Origin of the sequence: Sorangium sp. So ce176 (genome assembly GCF_051519835.1) — a bacterium.
Taxonomy (GTDB): Bacteria; Myxococcota_A; Polyangia; order Polyangiales; family Polyangiaceae; genus Sorangium; species Sorangium cellulosum_G.
Genome location: NZ_CP150371.1, coordinates 4,122,928 through 4,142,319, shown reverse-complemented (window position 1 = coordinate 4,142,319; position 19,392 = coordinate 4,122,928). Strand labels below are relative to the sequence as shown.

Here is a 19,392-nt window from a genome sequence, read left to right as displayed (position 1 = left end):
ACCGAGCGCATCCTGCTGAGCGTTCTCTCGTCAGTGACCCCCGAGCAACAAGGGCGCCTCGACTGTATATTTTTCCACGGACACCGCAGCCACCGTTGCGGCGGACCCGCTCTGGCGTGCATTGAACGAATCAAGAATCATCTTACTCCTTGCTGGAGATTGAGTCGCATTCGATGATCGCCGCCGATCGATTCACCGCTGCACCAGCCGTGAGCCCCGCCGGTCACGCGCGGTCGTTTGATGAGACGGAGGTCTGGGTACGACCTTTGCTCAGACGGGTACCCATCACGCGCGTCGTCGATGTGACTCCGCTCGACTATCTGGGGCTGCCAAGCTGGGTGGCCGTCACGCCGCTCGCCAAGGACCTCACCACCCACGCAGGCAAGGGGTTGACCCACCGCGCCGCGCGCCTGAGCGCGGTCATGGAAGCCATCGAGCGGTGCTGCGCGGAAGACCTCCCCGCCAGCACCGAGGTTCGTCGCGCGTCCTTCGAAGAGCTGCGCGAGAGCGCTGGCGACGCGGTGCTGAACCTCGAGGACTGCGATCTGCCGTTCCGGAGCGTCTACCGGCCCGACCGCGCATGCTCCTGGATGATGGCGTTCGACCTGATCCAGCGGCAGCACGTCTGGGTGCCGGTCGACCTGGTGATCACCCCCGGCAGCGATGGGATCTATCCGGGGCCCCACACCAACGGCCTCGCATCGGGGAATACTTACACGGAGGCGGCGTTGCACGCCCTGTGCGAAGTCATAGAACGCGACACTGTTGCACAGTACGAGTTCTGTGATGAGGTCGCCGAGTCCGACGACCACGACGTGCCACAATGTCAGATGATAGATCTCGACACCATCCCGGGTGAGCTCCAGGAATGGCGTGATCGCATTACTCGCGCTGGGCTGCGGCTCGCGATCGGAGAGCTGATCAACAGCACAGCGGTGTCCACCTTCGCCGCTGGCATCCTGGACCCGGCGTTTCCGAGCCTCCACGGCGCTGCTGAGCGTCGTTTTGCGGGCTGGGGGACCGATCTCGACCCCCGACGCGCCGTCCTCCGCGCCGTGACCGAGGCCGTGCAGAGCCGCGTCGTCACGATGCAGGGTGCGCGCGATACCTTCGAAGGCGGCCAATCCATTGATCGCACGTGGACTTTGCAGAGACTCGCCGACTTCTATTATCCGCGAGATTTGCACCCGTTTGACGCTGCCAGGAGCAGCTCGTCGGGTGACCTGCTGCGCGACCTCGAGGAGGTCTGCGAGCGTTTAGCTGGCGCGGGGTTCACGCGTTGCATCGTCGCGGATCTTACCCGGTCCGATCTCCAGGTCCCCGTCGTTCGCATCATCGTGCCAGGGATGAGCGGGCCGGCCACCTGCGGCGAGCGTCCGTCCTGGCGCCAGTTGAGGCACTTGCTGTGACATCTGCCCGTTTGCAACGCGAAACCTCGCACGCGGACACACCTTGGGTCTACGTCGGCCCGAGCATCTCACCGAGCGCGGTGGCTGAGCTGCTTCCCGGTGCGCGGATTCGAGCCCCCGTGGTGCGTGGAGACCTGTATCGCGACCGGGAGCTTGGCGGCGCCCTCTTCGTCATCATCGACGGCGTGTTCTCGCACGAGCTCGCTGTATCGCCGCGCGAGGTCATCGATATCGTGCGCGATGGCGCGCTGGTACTCGGCGCGTCGAGCATGGGCGCGCTGCGCGCCGCCGAGTGCTGGCCGGTCGGCGTACGAGGCATAGGTCTAGTTTATCGAGCGTTTCGGATGGGCGTCCTGAGCAGCGACGGCGAGGTCGCGGTCGGCACAGACCAAGACAACGACTATCGCGCCGTCTCCGTGGCGCTGGTCAACGTCCGGTACGCGGTTTCTCACGGCATCCGGCGGCAGATCTTGGACCGTACGTCTGGGCGGCGCCTCGTCGACGTCGCCTCACGGATGTTCTACCCCGAGCGTCAATGGCGCGCTGTCCTCCGCGAGGCGCGCGTCGCGGATGAGTCTGGGGAGCTCCTGAGGTTCCTCTCCGCGCAAGACATCAAGCGACAAGATGCAATCCAAGCGCTCCAGCACGCTGGCGAGCTCCTCCGCCTCGAGAACGTCGCCGCGAAACATGGCCGTGCGCACAGCGAGCCATTTGTTCGACCCAACCGCACGATCTCCGAGCCGTTCTTCGGGAGCTCCGCCGAAGGCTTGCGCGACGAGCTCGTGGAGTGGCTATTCGGCACAGGCAGGTACCGGCGCTACATCTGGACTCTGCTCGCCGGTCACGCCGATTTTCAGGGGATGCCGCAGACGAACAGGGCCGAGCGACTACGCGAGGTGCTCTGCGATGTTCTTGCTCGGACTCTTCCGCACGACGCCACATTTGCAAACATGGTCTGGGAAGAGCTGGAGTTCCTCGGCGAGCTACACGCCGAGATCGCGAGGATGTACGCCGCAAAACGTCTAGCTCAAGACGCCAAGCGCATGTCGTTGCACATCGATTCGCGGATCCTCCAGCGTGTTCGGGAGGAGATGAGCATCGCTCACGGAGCGTACCAGTGGTCCTTGCTCCTGGAGAACGTCGTCGATGGGCGTTTCTGCGGCGCGATTCCCTTCGCGTGGATCGACAGGAGCTGCCACGCCATCGCGAGCGCGCGCGCGTTCGTCGAGCACATGAGCTCAGCCCGCTCAGCCAAAGGGGCGGCCAGCAAGGGAGCGAATGAGTCCGCGCCGTCCCGGCAGCTGCGCTCCAGCGAGCGTCATGAGTGGCACATTTTCGACGACAGCGAGTCCAGCGGCTTGCCCCCAGGCTAGCATCGCCTGCTGGTCCGAGAGAATGTCGATGCACAGCGGTTCGGATACATCCGCAGCCAGCTCCGTGGCAAGGGTGCGCGCATCCTCCTCAGTCCGCGCAACGATCGGTCCGACCTGGCGGATGTCCGTGGGCCACGACGAGAGTCCGAAGCCGACGACCTCACCGCCACGCTCGACCACCAGCGCGCGGTCGGACGAGGCGAACAACGCTTTGAGCAGGCGACGGCGCGAACACCCCTGCGCCTCTTCGTCCAGCGCGCAAACCACATCGATATCTGCGGTGGTCATGTTCCGTAACCCGTCGCGTGAGGCCGCGCGCCTCAAGCTCGCGCGCCCCTGGAGCCGCACGGAGGTCACGCTCGTCGCGATGAAGCCAACCTGCTCATACAGCGGCCGTCCCATGTTCGACGCGAACAAATAAACGACGATGTCGTTGCCCTGCTTCAGCGCCTGTTGCAGCAGCTCTCGCCCAAAACCGCGCCGCTGGTGGGCCTCGCTCACGAACATCATTGCAATGACGGCCAGCGCGTCGAATCGGTTGAATATCACCGTCCCCGCCAGCTCACCGTTGTCAAGCTCGAGACCGAAAGCGTCGCCGACGGAGAGCAGCAGCCGCCACCTCGCCTCGGTGGTGTTCCAACCAACCTGGCGCACCAGCGCAGCGCAAATGGACGCATCCTTGTCGTCAAGTTTACGAATGAGCATAGCCTCTCGATCCGGTGTGGGTAACAGCTGCCAGGAGGCCCTAAGGGGTAAAACGATAAACTAGTTGAATCGCCGCAATGGTGCCCTCCGCGGCGGCAATGATGGCCAGATGGGAAGGCGAGGTCAGATCGCCCGCGGCAAAAATGTTTCGTTGCGAAGTCTCTCTCTGTTCGCTCACCCGGACGAATCCATCTTCCGTGAGATCCAGGCTTAGCTGCTGGACGAGCGGCATCTGGTGCTGCTTGGGAAACATCAAGACTGCTTCTCGTGGGATTTGCTCCCCGTCCTCCAGCTCGACGGCTGACAGCGTGGTGTCACCCACAAACCTACGAACCCGCTTTTTGATGATGACTGCACCCCCTGCCTTCTCGAGGCGATCGAGAGCTTCAGGATCGAGGTCCGTGACACCGTCAGTAAAGAGGAAGACATCGCTCGACCAGTTTCTCAGAATACGACATGCGCCCAGACCTTTGGGACCTGACTCGATGACAGCGAGCGGCTTGTCACGAAACTCCCAGGCGTGGCAGTAGGGGCAGCTAAAAACGGATTTACCCCAGAACCGTTCGAAGCCATCGATCCGCGGATGTTCATCCACCATTCCGACCGCGAGCAGGACGGCCAGCGACAGGATTTCTTTGCCGTCCTCCAAGCGAGCCCAAAACTGGTTATCTCTCCGGACCAACTCGGATACCCGCCCCTCCGTGTAGGCAACGGTCTGATAGGGCGCGAGCTGTTCCCGACCGAGCTTCCGGAGCACCGGTGGAGGAGTACCGTCTCGAGACAGGAAATTGTGTACCTCGTGGGCAGCCTGATTCCGGCCGGGTCCACCATCGACCAGAAGCACCTTCTTACGCGCGCGCCCGAGGGTGAGGGCTGCGCTCAAACCGGCGTGTCCACCGCCAACAATCAACACGTCGTACATCGACTGCAACACTTGACTCCCTTTCAGTATGTGGACAAGGGTAGCGAACCAATCCCTGAATCAGTTCCCTTCTGGACGAATCGCCAGGCTCGATCCGCGCTTCAGACGCACTTTTCCGGCTTGTTTGCACCGGAGGGTACGTTGCGATTCCGTCATCGCCGAGACGGAGGACGCCGGGGCTTGAAGACAACACGATCGATGTGGGCTTCTTCCAGGACCTAATAACAGTTGGATATTCGACGCGCAAGCCTATTCCTGGACGATCGGGGTCTTCTAATTACGTTTTTTTGCACCACGTGAAAGCCACGCTCGATGCTTCCCAAGGAGGAGGGTGATCCTTCGCTCCACCGTTCTCTCCTGCAGGTCGACAGAACGAATGCCGTCGAGACGCCAGGCCTCGAGGAGGCGGCTCTCGAGACGACCCACGTAAGCCATGATGTAAACCATATGCAGAATATTCACTCCGAGCGATCCATCGCGCCCCTCGTCGCTGCAGTGCAATTCATCAGCGTCATCGAACCCGTCATGGCGATGCCGATCGGTCCCGACTTCGCGAGCAACCTCGGCATCCCGACTTCATAGCTCGGCTACATCGACTGCAGTTGTTTGGTGCTTGCGGCCATCTCCGGTTCATGGTTGCATGAACGCGCGAGCAGGAGGAGCCCGTCTTCGTGGTACGGCCCCGCAGGTCGTGGAGCAGGGGCGGCCCTCTCGACGCATCGATCAGTTATTGATACAGCGGGCTGTAAAGGCCGGCATCACCCCGAAGGGGTGCTTCTGGCGGTATGCGTGCGAGCTCCGCTCGTCGCTATCGATCAGTCTGACCTCATGGGAAGCCCGGCCTCCGCCGGCGCCCAACGCACGCGCGAGTCGCGACGGCGCGGTCCGACAGGTCGATCCGCGCTCGTCAGCGCTGGACCGGGAGCAGGATCGCCGAGGGGTGCGTGGGATCGTGGTAGATCGATTGCTCTGCGGCGACGAGGCGCGTGGCGGTGGCGAGAGGCTCGCCGCTCCCGGTGTTGCGCGAGAAGCGCGGGTGGGCGCCGCTCGACACCTGCACGCGGATGCGGTGGCCGGGCTGGAAGCGGTGGGCGGTCGGCCAGAGATCGATCTCGATCCGGCGCGTGCCGTCGGCCTCGGCAGGCGGGCTGCCGGGCGAGAGGCGGAGGATGCCGTCGGTGAGGTTGGTCGATCGCCCCGAGGGCGCCACGTCGCAGAGGCGCGCGAAGAAATCGGTGTGCTCCAGGCTGGAGGCGACGTGGAGGACGACCTTCACCGGGCCGATCACCTCCACCGCGCGATCGAGCCGCGCGCTCGTGTAGACGAGCACGTCGGCGCGCGTCTCCAGCGCCCGGTTGTCCTTCGGACCCACGTTCTGGCTGAGGCTGACGCCGCCCACCGAGGGCGTGGGATCCGCAGGATCGTAGCGATATCGATCCGGCCCGGAGGCGACCGGCGCGCGCGTGGAGAGGCCCCCCGCCGACTGCAGATACCAGCGCTCCTCCGCGTAGCCCGACGGCGGCCACTCGACGAAATCCCGCCACTCGTTCGCGCCCATCACGAAGAGCCGCACCGGCAGATCGCGGAGCCCGCTGCGATCGCCGAGGAGGTGCGCGCGGAGCCAGGCGATCGACTCGCGCATCGCCACCGACAGCCAGCTCTGATCGTTGTGCGCCCAGGGCCCGATCGTCAGGTGCGGCGATCGCCCCGCGCCGCGGAGGCGCTGGTAATCGGCGAGCGTCTGCGGCAGGAAGACGTCGTACCAGCCGCCGAGCATGTACACCGGCGCGGTCACGTCGCGGACGCGCTCGCTGAAATCCACGGGCTTCCACCAGGGATCGCCGGGCTGATCGTGCTCCAGCCACGCGCGGAGGAATTTCGCCGGCTTGCCGATCACCTTGGTGTCCGTCTCGCGGAGCGGCAGGTGCGCGGCGCCGGCGCGCACGAGCTTCTCGGCGGTCATCATCGCGAGCGCCGCACGGAGCACCGACTCCGCGGGATTGTGGACGATGTGCGTCCACGTCAACGCCGTGTCCAGCCAGAAGGATCCGCCCGTGTACATGGGGCTGCGGAACTCGGAGCTGGTCACGTGCGTCGCCATCGCCTTCAGCTCCGGCCCTGCGTCGGCGGCGATCGCCCACTGCACGAACCCCATGTAGCTCGCCCCGAAGGTGGCCAGCTCGCCCGAGAACCACGGCTGCGCCTTGATCCACTCGAGCGTGGCGGCGCCGTCGGCCGGCTCGTTGCGGAACGGATCGAACTCCCCCCCTGCGCCGTAGGTGCCCCGGCAGCTCTGCAGGAGCACCTGGAACCCTCGCTCCGCGAGCGGCCGCCCGAACAAGAGGCCGAAGAAGCCGGCCCGGCCATAGGGCGATCGCACCAGGATCGTGGGGCGCTTCGGGCCGCTGCGCGGGCGGTAGTGGTCGGCGAGCAGCGTGACGCCGTCGGGCATCGGCACCGGGAGATCGCGCTCGACCACGATGTCGCGCGTCTCCGCCGGCGGGAGATCGAGGAGCCGTTCGAAGATGCGGCTAACGACGGTCATGGCCGGAGATTCAACCCGCCCCCGGGGGTCGCGTCAACGCAGCGCGAGCGCCACCGGCCTCACGCGGGGACCCCACCACCGGAGACGCCGGTCCGACCTGAACGACGCTTGGCCTTCTGCCCGCGAGAGCTCGTCACGCTCTCGGTGAGCGCGCGAAGCTCTGGCTGCTCCTGCGTGCGCGCCGGAAAGTACAGGTAGAAGCCAGGTCCCTTCGTGAGGAACGCCTCGAGCACGGCGGTGGGGGTGACGTCGAGCGCGGCGGCGGCGGCGGCGGCGGCGGCGGCGGCGGTGAAGCTCTTGCAGCGGCCCACGGCGAGGAACGTCGTGAGCCGGTCGAGCGCGTCGGGCATGCCCTATTATGAAGTTTTAGTTCATAAATCATCAATCATTTTGCGTATTTTATTCATGGTTTGGATGCTGCATCTTCGTTCTTGCGAGGGGCGCAACCCCCCGGACAACGAAGAGGAGATCCCCATGGAAGCGAGCGAGAACAAGCGTGTGTGGTTCATCACGGGAGCATCGCGCGGAATCGGCGCGGAGATCGCGAGCGCGGCGCTCGCCGCCGGCGATCGGGTGGTCGCCACCGCGCGCGATCCGAGGAGCATCACGGACCGCTTCGGGCGGCCTGAGGCTCTCCTCCCCCTCGCGCTCGACGTGACGGACGAGGGCTCCGTCGCCGCCGCGGTCGAGGCTGCCGTTGCCCGGTTCGGCCGGATCGATGTGCTGGTGAACAACGCTGGCTACGGCGTCATCGGCGCGATCGAGGAGATCCAGGGCGACGAGGTGCGGCGCGTGTTCGAGACGAACGTGTTCGGCCTGCTTGCGGTGACGCGCGCCGCGCTGCCGCAGCTCCGGAAGCAGCGCGCCGGCCTGATCTTGAACCTCTCGTCGGTAGGCGGCTACCGGTCGGGGCCTGGGTTCGGCATTTACTGTTCGACGAAGTTCGCCGTCGAGGCGATCTCGGAGGCGCTGCACGCGGAGCTCGCGCCGCTCGGCATCGCGGTGACGGTCCTCGAGCCGGGCTACTTCCGAACGGAGTTCCTGGAGGCGAAGTCCGCCGTGGCGACGGGAGAGGTCATCGCCGATTATGCGGAGACCGCGGGCCAGGTCCGGAGCCACGCGAAGGAGGTCAGCCTCCAGCAGCCTGGCGACCCGGTGCGGCTCGCCCGCGTGGTCGTCGAGCTCGCCCGCGCGAAGAACCCGCCGCTCCGTCTCCCGCTCGGCACCGACGCCATCGCTGCGATCGAGGCGAAGAACGCGTTCGTGACGCAGGAGCTCGCCGCGTGGCGCGCCGTCTCGGCGTCGACGGACTTTCCGAGATGAAGCTCGCGCGCCCGAGCGGTGCTGGCCGTTCGCAGGGTCGCGGACGGCCGGTTCGCCCTGTCAAGGACGAGGGCTTGTTGCGACGACTGGCCAACATAGTAGGCCACGAGGTGACTGACGTCGGTCCTGAGACGCTCGAAAAAACCTCCGCATCGCTCGGCGGCCGTGAGGAGCGTGCAGGCCATTTTCAAGCGGCCGTTGGACGCCAGACGCATGCCCGTGGAGAAATACTGGAACAGGCGGGGTGTTGGTCGGAAAGGTAAGCAGTTCCCCGTAGTTACGTAGTGGGTCGACAGGGACTCGAACCCTGGACCTACGGATTAAAAGAGCTTGGGGGTGCTGAGGGAATTCGCGGGGTTAGGGGGCAAAGTGGGCAGGAAGGTGGGCAGGCGGGAGGTGGGGGTGATGCGGGGGGCGCGGGGGAAAGCGGGGGGCGGGAGCTGGCGGTGGCGGCGCTGAAGGCGGTGGCGGCGGGGGAGGCCGTCGGGGTGGATATGCTGGTGCGGCTGGCGGAGCAGGTCGCCGCGGGGGTTAGCGGGGCGGGAGCGGCGGCCTCCCCTGCCCTCTCCGGGCGGGCGGTGCTGGTCGCGCAGCTCGGGGAGGGACTGGGAGCTGCTGCCGCAGCGGGGGACGTCGAAGCCGTGCGCGTTGCGCACGAGGCGATTGGGCGGCTGCTTGGGCTGCCTGCGCAGGAAGCTGCGACCAGAAGCCAGGCGCCCGTCGTCGACCTCTCAGCCGAGCGCGGCAAGCGCGCTCGTTAGAACGCCGTATACGTCAGGCCAGGACGCTGTCGCCTCAGGCCTGTAGTCCGGCTCGTGATGGCGGCAATGTCCGGACGTGTATGGCTCCCGAAGGCTGGCACCGTCACCTCGCCGATCCGGCAGTCGCCCACGAGATCTATGCATCGTGCCACGATACCCGGATCGAGACGTGCTGGGAAGGTAACTTTCTCGCGCCTTGAAACAGAGCCATGATCACTCCTTCGACCCTCCGGCGGGTGTGGGCGCAACAGCAAAGCTTTGCAGCACGTCACCGCCGAATACTTCCGTCGTCCTCGTGATACGGAGCGCGGACGGGGCGTCTTCGCGCCGGACGTTGAGGAGGCGGAGTCGCCCGCCCGTCGCCAGGCGCCCGTACCCGGGCGGCACGTCCTCATCGCAGACTACGGCGAGTTCCCGGCCGGCGCGGTCGCGCGCAACGAACCCCGTACGGTTTACGATGTTCTGGATCACAACTTCCAGGTCGACCCATTCGCTCTGGCGCTGGTCGTCACCGGACCCGCCGCTCCACTGCCAGTAGTCATCACAGAACTGCCGCGCGCCGCAACCCGTACAATGAGGCCCGAGGCTCGCTGCTGCCGGCTTTAGCGAGAGGCCCTCCCGGTAGCGGCGAATCTTCTCCTCGATCTGTTCCTCCACGCGGACGAGCTCTGCGTCGGTGATCGGCCATGCCTCAACGCGCGCCCCGTAGCGGAGCTCGATGCCGGCGGGCAGATCGCCCGTTTTTCGCCACCACATCAGCGCGTAGAGGAGCAATTGCTCGCGGTACTGGGGCTGCGAGGCTCCGGTCTTGAAATCGAGTATCACGGTCCGACCATTGCGCCGTACGACCAGATCGATGAAACCACGGATCGGGAACCTCGGGTGCCGGATCTCCTCCTCGGACAAGAAGCCCTGCACCTCCAGGAGCTGGAGGCGGCTTCCAGCTAGTCCGATGGCCGCCTCGGGTTGCTGGGGGAGCGGCGCGAGCCTCGAGGCCTGCGCGGAGATGCTCGTGTACTCCTGCCGGAAGGCCTGGGAGACCTTGTTGTAGACATCCCGCGCGGTCGCCTGGAACCGGAACCCGAGCGCGCGGGGGTTGCTCGCTGCCCGACCCTCTACCCCTTCGATCAGCCTGCGCGCCGTACCAAGGATATCGAACTGCGCGATGGCCACCCGAAAGGCCTCCGTTCCGAGCTCCGGGTAGCCGGCGACGGCCATCGTGTGGAACAGGCGGCTCAGCATCTCGTGCACGATGACCCCGAGCTCGGCCGCTTCGTTCGGCCGCTCGGGGCAGCGCGCCAGATCGCCGTATCTCGAGCTCGCGAGCTGCCACTGCCGCAGGCACGCCGCCATCCGCTTCAAGCTCGAATAGCTGAAGGTCTCCGGCGGTCCCGCCCACTCCGTCGGTCCCGTCAGGCGATAGAACGCCGGCGCCTCCATAGTCACCCCTCCTCCACGCCGAGGATCTTGCAGGCCCGCGGCAGATCGTGGAGCAAAGTGTGCGTATCGAGGGCCACAACCGGCGTCATGGTGGCCTGTGCTTCCTCCATCGCTCGCGCCCCGACTACGTCGGGGTCGACGAGCGGGTGGTGGACGTCGACCCAGAGCTCGCCTCCGGCCAAGTCGAGTCGGAGGGGCACCGGCGCCATCGCGAAGGCCCCGAGCTCGAACGGTATGTCCCGCAGCGAGAGCAGCTCGGTGAGCGGACGGAGCGCGGATAGTGCCTCTTCGGGGGACACGGAGGGCACGGCGCCCTCGAGCAGATACTCGAGCAGCGCGATGCCCAGCCTGCGATCGAGCGAACCGTGCACGGTCTGGTTATTGTAATGACGAAGGCAGCGGTGGCACGACGAGGTGCAATCGCAGCCGCCGAGAAGTTGCCGCGCCTCCTCGAGAATGGCCCCGAGATTTCTGCGGACCTGATGGGTGTAGCCAGCGCCGCCGGGGAGCAGATCGTAGAGGTAGAGGTCCGCCTCGCGCGTGACGTCGCCGGGAACGGGATTCCAGTTGCCGGCGAGCTCGCCCTCGTCGATCTGCAGGATGCGCGACGCCGCGAGGCAAAGGGCCTCGACCAGCGAGGTCAACGCCATCCGCCCCGCACGGCCCGAGCGCGGTGCATCGACGGCGCATTTCATCGGTGAGGCGAGTGTGAGCCGCAGCAGGAGCACGTCCGTCGGGAACTGGTGGCCCATATAGAATGGCCCGGTGACGGTCCCCGTGCACTGGCCGCCCTCCTCGATGGGGTGCGTGTGCACCTTGGCGCGGCCATCCTTGCCCACCAGGCGAGGCGTCGTGAACCCCGGGCCGAAGACCGGCTCCGCCGACCCGCACGCGGGGCACACGTGAAAGCCACGGTCCCCGACGCCCTTGTTCACCACGACCATCGTCTCGGGCCGCGCGAGGAGCCTGATCCGTCCGTCGAAGCGCACCTCGTTCCATCGCCTGACGGTCTGGACCTCGAGCTTCGCGGGCGTCGACATTCCCGCGTAGCTGATCGCCCCGCCGCGATCGATATCGCGCTCCTTGTTCACGTCGGGCGCGAAGCCCTCGGGCCGGATAAAATCGAGCGTCGCGAGCTGGGGCTCGCGGCACACCGGGCAAGCTGGGAGCGTGCGCGCTGCAGCGTCCAGCGTCATGTACCCGCACGACTTGCAGGCGCTGTACGCGGTCGCCCGGGCGAGGACGTCGCGTACCCCGGGTGGATAGGGGGAGTAGAGTGCGGCCGATTCGAACCGGAACTTGTCGATCGTGAGCGTTCGTCCCGGTGCGTACTCGGAGAGCGCAATCTGGAGATCGCGTTGCGGACTGTAGTCGAACCGGCGCTTGTAGGTCTTCGCGCCGGGGCGTCGCCGCTCCGGCACCCAGAACGAGACGGTGTCCGTCGGGAAGGCGTACCGGGGCAGAATGGCACGGTCGATGAGCATCTGCAAAAGGTGCTCGTCGAGCTGCATCTCGAGGCCGGCACGCTGCGCGTCATCGAGCCCTTCCGCGCGCGCTAGGTCGACCGGCAGATCATGCTCTAGCCTCTGCACCAGCCGCTCGATGGCGCCGTCGATCACGCCCTCCGCGTGCGTCTTCTTGCGGAACCCGTGGCTATACGATGGGATCCACGCGCGCAGATCAGCGAGGAGCCGGGCGCGATTGCCATGCAGCCAGGCGACGAGGCGCTCGAGCGAGCAGGCCTCGCCCGATGTGAGGAAATCGCGGACCGTGCCGAGAGACGCGAAGAGCTGATAGGAGCGGCCGCTCGCGGCGACTGTCTCGTGGAAGAAGGCCTGGACGAGGAACGCATGCACATGCCGCTCGAGCACCTTCTGGTTCTCGATGTAGACGACCGGAGGACGGACCTCGCCGGAGATAATCCGCTCCGGATGCTCGTAATACCAGGCGTCGTGCGAGCCGCCGTGGGCGTAGGTGATCACGGAGGCGATCGTGCGGCCGCGCCGCCCGGCCCGCCCGGCCCGCTGCTGGTAGTTGGCCATGTGCGGCGGCACGTTCCGCAGCGCGACGCCGGTGAGGGCGCCGATGTCGATGCCGACTTCCATCGTCGTCGTGCAGCTCAGGACGTCGATCGGAGGCTCGCCCTCAACCCTTACGTCCTGGAAGCGCAGCTCGTACTTCTCCGTGGTGGAGAACGCATCATCATCGTTCAGATTGGAGAGCTGCGCCGAGTGCTCTTCGGTTGTCAGCCCGAAGGGCTCGCGGGAGTCCCCCTGCAGGGCGCGGTGCACCTGGTCCCGGTAAAACCCGTACCGCGCGTCGAGGTACAGCGCGTCATCTTCGACCACCATCCGGCCGAGGCAGTCGGTGCAGCGGCCGCGGATCTCGTGCACGTCGAGCCGGCTGCAGCTTGTGCAGCGCGACCAGCGCTCGTCGGTGCGGGGGCGCAGGACGAGCAGGTTGGGCTGGAGGTAATAAGCGTCGTTCATCAGGACGAGGAAGCCCTTGCTCCTAACGAGCGAGACAAACCACGCGGCCACCTTCTTCGCGTTCTCCTCGCCCACGGTGGCGTGCATCCACTCGCCGAAGCGGATGGGGATGAGGTCATTCTTCGCGTCGAGCCGGATGCCCTCGGGCCGCTCCCAAGGCTCTCCGAGCTGGCTCAAGCTGGCCCCGGGCGGCAGGAAGCATTTGCGCTCGAGCTGTGCGCGGAGCCAGGCACGAAAGAGGCCCCGGACCTCTCCGGCGGGCAAGCCCACATCCGGGAAGTCGTTGAAGAGGTAGCCCAGGGCGGGCTCCTCCTCGACCGTCGCGAGCCCCATGGCCTGGAGCGAGAAGTACCTGTCGGTGAGCTCGGCGAAGAGGCTCTTCGCGTACGAGAGCGTGGCCTGGATGATGTTCTGGGCCGCGTGCTCGAGGAGCGTCTCGAGCGGCAACGACCGCGCCTGCGCGAGGTAGGCGTGGAACGCGCCCTCGTCCGCGGCCGGGAACAGATCGATCCCCCGCCGCGTGCAGACGCGGAGCAGCGCGGGAAACATGCTGCCGATGCGCGGCGATTTCCCGATCGTCTCGAGTTCGCGCGCCGCGAGCAGGAGCACCTGACGGAAAGCGTCGCGCGAGTGGCTCATCTCGAGCGCGGGCGCGAGGCGCGCGGCCCGCTGGCGTCCGTCGCTGAAAACCAGCACCTTGCGTCCCTCGTTGGGCAGGTGGGGATCGCGCTTCTGCGGCGGCTGCTCGGCAAATTGTGCCTCGATGAGCGCGGTGAACGGCTGCTCGCCGCGGGTGCGTAGGTCCGTGATGAAGGCCCTGCGCAGCACGGTGAGGGGCAGCCCAGGGGGCTGGCAGAGTGGGCAACGCGTGAACTCCGGCTTGCGGCGCCCGGTCTCCCGGTCGCGAGGGAGCCAGATGCGCCGCACGCGGGGGTCATTGGCGTCGCTCGCCGGGACGATGTGGCCCGTGGCGAGCTGGATCGCGGCCTCCTCCACGCCCTCCTCGTTCCGGGGGCGGGTGGGGAGGATCTCGATGGTCTCCAGCTCGCCATCGAGCTCGCCCCAGAGGAACCGGGCGGAGGCAGCCTGGCCCTTCGGCACCCGGGCGAGCAGGTACGCTCCGCCGCAGGTGCGGCACGAGGCGAGCTCGAAGACTCGGGCGCCGCAGGCGTCGCACTGGGTTCGCGGGGTCGCGAACAGCTTGCCGAGCGGCGCCTCTTCGCCTGGGTGCTCCTGCCGCCCGCAGCAGCGCGGGTCGATGCAGGCGTAGATACCCGCGAGGCCGCGAAACATCATGTGAATGCGCGTCGGCAAGAGGCTCGCCTCCGTGGGCGAGCGCCGCGCCAGCGTCCCGAGCGAGAGGAGCACCTCGGTGGCCTTCCGCGCGACAGGGCTCTCCGGAAAGAGCGCGCTCGAGAGCTCGCCGAGCGGCCTCGCCCGCTCCGAGGTCAACGCGAGCACCTGGTTCAACCACGGGCGCCCCTCGAGGGCGCGGACCAGGCGTGCGGGGATCTCGGCAGACGAAGGCCGCGATTGCGTGTCGCCGAGATGCCGGAGGATCGGCTCCACCGCATCGACGAGCGCGTCGGGGCCAGCATCGCCTTGCAGGGCCGGCAGAGGCACGCGCGCGAGAACCTCGGCGAGCGCAGGATCCCCTGGCGCGGCCGGCGAGGGCTGCTCGCGCACGCCGAAGACGACCTCGAAATGCTCGGGCGGCTTTCCCGTGAGATCCGCGGCGAACCGGCGCGCCGTCTCCTGCGCGTCCCCGCCACCGAGCGAGGCGCTGGTGCAGATGACCCGGACCTTCTCCGGTTTGTCGATGACGCCCAGGCGCGCGAAGAGCCGCCGGAGCAAGAAGGCCACCTCGGCGCCCTTGGCGCCCCGGTACATGTGCGCCTCGTCGAGGACCAGCAGGAGGCTCGCGCCAGGCTGCTCCAGCCAGCGCCGCGTCTCGTCGAAGATGGGCCGCTCGAAGGGACGCATGAGCATGTACTCGAGCATCGAGTAGTTGGTGACGAGCACATCGGGCGCCCCGCCGCGCCCCGTCTCGGGATCGTGCACCATCTCGTGCCGGGTGAGCAGCTCGCGATCATCGCGCCCGGTCTGCAGCCGCTCGGGCCAGTTGTGCTTCGTGTAGGGCTGGCCCTTCTTCTTTCCGGTCTTGTAGGTCACCTTCTCGGCGCGCTCGGCGGCAAGGAATGCACGCAGATCCTTGGCCGGAAAGCGGCCGAGCTTCTTCAGATCGAGGGCCAAATCCGTGGGCATCTCGAGGTATTTCTTGAGGAGCGGCTCGACGCTCGCCCCATCCTTGCCGGGATTGCGCGGTCCCGGATAAGGCGTGCGTCCGGTGTACATGCCAAACAGGGGGTGGCGGCGGCCCGGCCCGAGCTCGCGGAACTGGTGCATCACCGCCGTACTCCCGAGGAGCAGGCGCAGGCGCGAGATCTGGTCGTTCACGAGCGCGTTCATCGGGTAGAGGATCAGGCCCCGCACGGCCCGCGTCGCGAAGCTCTCAGGGCGCGCGGTCGCCTCCTCGTAGAGGCGCGCGAGCAGGGGAACGAGGAAACATTCGGTCTTGCCCGACCCCGTGCCCGTCGCGACCACGAGATCCTTGCCGTCGACCAGAAAGGCGCGGAAGGCCTGCTCCTGGTGCTTGTAGATCTCGGGGAAAAGCAGGCTCCTCTCGGGATCGTAGTCGGTCCTCGTTCGCGTCAGCCGATCGAGCAGCCCGGCGATTTCTGGGGGTAGGCCGAAATCGTCGTACGTGCCGCGGAAGACGTGGTAGCGCGGCGTGGTCTCGACGAAGGGCTCCTGCGAGAGGAGCGTGCCGTGATCGGTTTCATCGAGCAGCACGCGGCGCGCCTTGATGAGCGTGGCGTCGCTCAGGGGATAGGCGCTCTCGATATAACGTCGAAGTTGACCGCGGAGGCGGTGCGCGAGGCGGGTCGGGGTGTATTTCTCGTCGTCGTCGGTGCGCTCAAAGACAGCGAGCGGCGCCGCAGGCTGGGGAGGCTCCTGGGGTGGAGCTGGCTTTTGCCTCGTCTTGCGCGCCCCGGAGGGCTCGGCGTCGCCCACCCTGTCCAGCCATTCGCCGAGCGCGTCCGCGACGGGGCCCTCGACGCCCTGAAACGACTCGACCAGCGACTCGGGCTTCATTCCGGCGAACAGCGCATCAAGGAAGGCCGGGGTGATCGAGCGGACCCCCGCGAAATCGAAGACGTCGCCGGGCTTGAGCTTGCGATGGAGGAACTCCGCGTCCTCGACGTTGCAGAGGCCGCCGTCCTCCTCTGCATACTTGTTCATCCGGAAAGCGGTCACGACGCCTCCTCGACGCTCCACCGCTCGCCCCCGAGGCGGGTGACGGCGATGTCCTCGCAGCCTTCGGGCTCGATCAGCATCAGGCCGCGCATGGCACGGGTGCACGCGACGTAGAGGAGCCGGCGGTGGTGCCGCATGGCCTCCTCGAACGCGGAAGGCTCCTCGTAGTCGGCGGCGATCGGGTAGCTGCCCGGGTGCAGGCCAGAGACCACGACGATCGGGAACTCGAGCCCCTTCGACGAATGGAAAGTAAGAACCTTGATCGCCGGCGCCCCGAGATCGAGGTCGCGCCCCTCGAAGAAGCGCGCGGCGAGACCCGCGGCCTTGAGCCCCCTGGCCATCGCCTCGCCGGTCGCCCTGTCCGGGGCGAGCACCGCCGCCGCGTGCATCTGGATGCGCAGGTGACGGGCCATCTGCCGGATGAAATGCGCCGCCCAGTGGGCCTCGCGCGCGGGCGGCGCACCGCGGAGCAGCACGGGCATGGGGCCCTCGTGAGGGCTCGTCGACGCGGGAAGCTCCTCGTCGGGCTCCGGCTCGAGGAGCGCAAACGCCGCCGCGTCGATCTCGACGGTCGAGCGATAGTTGCGCTGGAGAATGGCCGTCCGCCCCTTGAACATGAGCCGCGGATCCGCGCTGCTCCAGCCTGCGCCGCGCGAGTAGATCGACTGCTTGGAGTCCGCTGCGAAGAACAGGCCTTCGGGGCTCTTGGCGAGGTGTGCGAGCAGGCTCAGCGCCACGGGTGGCAGGTCCTGGGCCTCATCGACGAGCACGTGACCGAAGCGTTGCACGTCGTCACAGGTGCGGGCCATCTCGGCCGCCTCACGGCGTAGCGCGCCGAAGGTCTCGCCCCCCGAGGCCTGAAGCCTCGCCCGGAAGGTTTCGTAAAGCTCCCACACGGCGGCGCGCATCTTCGCTCCCAGCGCCACGCCGCGCCCGGGCCGCGGCGCCGCCTCGTACTCCTCCAGCGTGCGGAGCTCGCGCCCTTCGATGATCCACGTCATCTCGTCGAGCAGATATCGATCGGAGATCCTGGCGAGGGCCCGAGCGCGGAGCTTGCGTTCGAACATAGTAGGCCCTGCGGGCAGGAAATTTTCGCGCACGGCGGCGAGGACGGAGAGCGGGTCCGTCTCGATGCGCTCGATACGACGCCGCCGGGACACGATCTCGCGGGCCAGCTCGTCGCACGTGGCAATGCGCACGCGCTCCATCTCGGCCGGCGTGAGGATCTGCTCGAGGAGCTGGCGGCTCGCGCTCTGCAAGGCGCGCGTGTACGTGGTGAAGAGCGCGGTCTCCTTCCCGGTCGCATGCGGTTGCCTGAGCACGGCCCGCACGCGGTAAAGGGCCACGGTGCTCTTGCCCGTCCCCGCGCCGCCCCGCACCATCGTGGGCCCTTTCAGGGCCCAGGTCGTGAGCTTTTCCTGGTCCGGGTCGAGCCGGAGCAGGAACGAGAAAAGGGTGCCCTCCTTGAAGCGCAAGAGGTCGTGCGGGTCGTGGACTGCGAGGTCGGGCTGCTGCACGACCTCGCGGAGCGGCCTGGGGAAGAGGTTGTCGACCACGCACTCGAGCACGTACCGCGGTACGTCTGCCGCGAGCAGCTCGTCCTCGGTGGTGCAGAGGAGCAGGGGCGGGTAGTGCCTTTGCGGGATGTGGAGGGAGGCAAGCCATGCAGGCGTGATCGGCGAAGGTAACTTCTTACCTGGCGTGGGCGCGGCCACAGAGAAGGCGAGAGGGGGCCTCTCCGAGGGAGTGTCCAGGACCTCCGCCTCCTGCTCCTCCCCGCGCGGCGGGAGAGCCCCCGGGGCCTCGGCGCCGATCGCAACCGTCTTGTTGCCGTACGTGCTCGAATCGCGCCGGCGGATGGCAATGAGGCGGATCCACGTATCGCCGAAGCTGTAGAAGACGCGGTAGTCCCCGACGCGCAGGCGACAGAGGCCGCCTTTGCCTTTGAGCTTCTTCTTCAGCTTCCCGTCGGGGATCGGATCGTCGACGAGCCTGGCGAGTTTTTCCCAGAGCACCGCGGCCTGCTCGGACGGGAAGGCCTGGATCTCGTGGGCGCAGCTCGGCTTGATGTTGAGCTCTCGCCGATCTCTCACGGCTCCCTCCGCGCCTCCTCGACGGCGGCACCAAGCCGCTCCCGAAGGAGCACCGCGGCTTGCTCGAACGCACCTTCGTCCAGTCGAACGCGCCGCGGTTCGTCGAGCATCTCGCCCACCGCGGCGAGAAGGCGGTACTCGGCGGCTGGAAGGAGCACCGGCAGCGCGATCTCCTGCCCGCCATCCGTCCGCGTCACATCGAACCGCACTGGTAGGCCTGCGGCCGCGTCGACAGCGAACATCGTGCGCCTGGCCTCGTCGCCCGTGAGGGGGACGAAGGCTCTCTTGTCTCCGGAGCCGCGCGCCCATGCGTACGCGGACCATCCGCCTGTCTGGCGCGCGCGGACGAGCGCGGGCTCGTCGCCGAGCGGCCCCCTCTTCCACCGCGCCGCCCGCGAGGCGTCCTCCCCCTTGGGCTGATAGATCCCGAGGTCGTCCCAGGAGAGGGCGCTCGCCCGGTCCTCGAAGCGCGAAGCCGCGTCGAGCCGCGCCGCGAGCTCGCCCAGCCAGCGATCATGGGGCGCCGAGCGATCAAGACCCGCCCAGCGAGCGACGTCGATCACGCGCCCGCTACGCTCTTCGACCCACGCTTGCACGGCTTGATCTTCGGAGACAGAGAGCCGCCGCGGGAGCCCTGTCATGTGCCCGATGGTGCTCATCTCGCTCGAGGGCAGCGTCCCCACAAGGAGCCAGCGCCCTGCGCTCACGCGCACGCCCCGAAGCGGCGCGCAGGCCACCTCTCCGCCAGGACCGGCGCTGAGGTCACCGATCGCTTCGAGCGTGCGTACGATCTCCCCGATTCGTTCCGCTGTGACGCCGAAGAGCGAGAGCAGCTTCTCGACCCGCTGCACGAGCACCCAGCGCAGCGTCTGTCCGAGCGCGAAGAGCTCCGCGCGGGTCACCTCCGCGATGACCTCGGTCCCGCGGTCGGGATGGCCGCCGTAGCGGTCGGCGACCCGTCTTGCGTACGAATCGGGTGTGAGGACCTCGAAGCGCATCGTCATATCCATGAGC

Annotated in this window: 12 protein-coding genes and 1 pseudogene; 5 read left to right on the top strand and 8 right to left on the bottom strand. The window is 67.3% G+C overall.

Annotated elements, in window-relative coordinates:
- Positions 1 to 149: 149 nt before the first annotated feature.
- Both WMF42_RS15540 and WMF42_RS15535 read left to right on the top strand, forming a co-directional pair.
- Complete coding sequence (locus WMF42_RS15540) at positions 150 to 1,409, top strand: YcaO-like family protein (protein WP_081426689.1); 1,260 nt, start codon at positions 150 to 152, stop codon at positions 1,407 to 1,409.
- Positions 1,406 to 1,930 (top strand): annotated as a pseudogene (locus WMF42_RS15535) (TfuA-like protein); the annotation flags it as partial. The gene WMF42_RS15540 and the pseudogene WMF42_RS15535, both read left to right, overlap by 4 nt.
- Positions 1,931 to 2,656: 726 nt before the next feature.
- Here WMF42_RS15535 and WMF42_RS15530 read toward each other — a convergent pair.
- Positions 2,657 to 3,487 (bottom strand): GNAT family N-acetyltransferase, encoded by an 831-nt coding sequence (locus tag WMF42_RS15530; RefSeq protein WP_437692712.1) that lies wholly within the window; start codon positions 3,485 to 3,487, stop codon positions 2,657 to 2,659.
- Positions 3,488 to 3,527: 40 nt separating this feature from the next.
- The gene (locus tag WMF42_RS15525; RefSeq protein ID WP_437694286.1) at positions 3,528 to 4,409 is read right to left on the bottom strand and encodes an NAD(P)/FAD-dependent oxidoreductase; all 882 of its coding nucleotides are present in this window, start codon (positions 4,407 to 4,409) and stop codon (positions 3,528 to 3,530) included.
- A 312-nt stretch (positions 4,410 to 4,721) separates the two neighbouring features.
- On the opposite strand from WMF42_RS15525, the gene WMF42_RS15520 reads away from it, so the two are divergent.
- On the top strand, positions 4,722 to 4,991 hold the full coding sequence (locus WMF42_RS15520; protein ID WP_437692710.1) for a hypothetical protein: 270 nt from the start codon (positions 4,722 to 4,724) through the stop codon (positions 4,989 to 4,991).
- Positions 4,992 to 5,316: 325 nt separating this feature from the next.
- Here WMF42_RS15520 and WMF42_RS15515 read toward each other — a convergent pair whose 3' ends face one another.
- Both WMF42_RS15515 and WMF42_RS15510 read right to left on the bottom strand, forming a co-directional pair.
- Complete coding sequence (locus tag WMF42_RS15515; protein ID WP_437692708.1) at positions 5,317 to 6,954, bottom strand: CocE/NonD family hydrolase; 1,638 nt, start codon at positions 6,952 to 6,954, stop codon at positions 5,317 to 5,319.
- Positions 6,955 to 7,013: 59 nt separating this feature from the next.
- A complete protein-coding gene (locus tag WMF42_RS15510) occupies positions 7,014 to 7,304 on the bottom strand; it encodes a hypothetical protein (protein ID WP_437692706.1) in 291 nt (96 codons plus the stop codon).
- 124 nt (positions 7,305 to 7,428) lie between these two features.
- Here WMF42_RS15510 and WMF42_RS15505 point away from each other — a divergent pair, with 124 nt between their 5' ends.
- Positions 7,429 to 8,277: an oxidoreductase gene (locus WMF42_RS15505; protein ID WP_437694284.1), complete on the top strand. Its 849-nt coding sequence runs from the start codon at positions 7,429 to 7,431 to the stop codon at positions 8,275 to 8,277.
- Between the two features lie 446 nt (positions 8,278 to 8,723).
- The gene (locus WMF42_RS15500) at positions 8,724 to 9,038 is read left to right on the top strand and encodes a hypothetical protein (protein WP_437692704.1); all 315 of its coding nucleotides are present in this window, start codon (positions 8,724 to 8,726) and stop codon (positions 9,036 to 9,038) included.
- 213 nt (positions 9,039 to 9,251) lie between these two features.
- On the opposite strand, the gene WMF42_RS15495 is transcribed toward WMF42_RS15500, so the two are convergent.
- The 4 genes from WMF42_RS15495 to WMF42_RS15480 are packed head-to-tail and all read right to left on the bottom strand — an operon-like array spanning position 9,252 to position 19,388.
- Complete coding sequence (locus tag WMF42_RS15495) at positions 9,252 to 10,478, bottom strand: RecB family exonuclease (protein WP_437692702.1); 1,227 nt, start codon at positions 10,476 to 10,478, stop codon at positions 9,252 to 9,254.
- Between the two features lie 2 nt (positions 10,479 to 10,480).
- Positions 10,481 to 16,285, bottom strand: coding sequence for a DEAD/DEAH box helicase (locus tag WMF42_RS15490; RefSeq protein ID WP_437692700.1), 5,805 nt, complete (start codon positions 16,283 to 16,285; stop codon positions 10,481 to 10,483).
- A complete protein-coding gene (locus tag WMF42_RS15485; RefSeq protein WP_437692698.1) occupies positions 16,282 to 18,378 on the bottom strand; it encodes a UvrD-helicase domain-containing protein in 2,097 nt (698 codons plus the stop codon). The genes WMF42_RS15490 and WMF42_RS15485 overlap by 4 nt, the downstream gene beginning before the upstream one ends.
- Positions 18,375 to 19,388, bottom strand: coding sequence for a hypothetical protein (locus WMF42_RS15480; protein WP_437692696.1), 1,014 nt, complete (start codon positions 19,386 to 19,388; stop codon positions 18,375 to 18,377). Before WMF42_RS15480 ends, WMF42_RS15485 begins: the two co-directional genes overlap by 4 nt.
- Positions 19,389 to 19,392 lie beyond the last annotated feature (4 nt).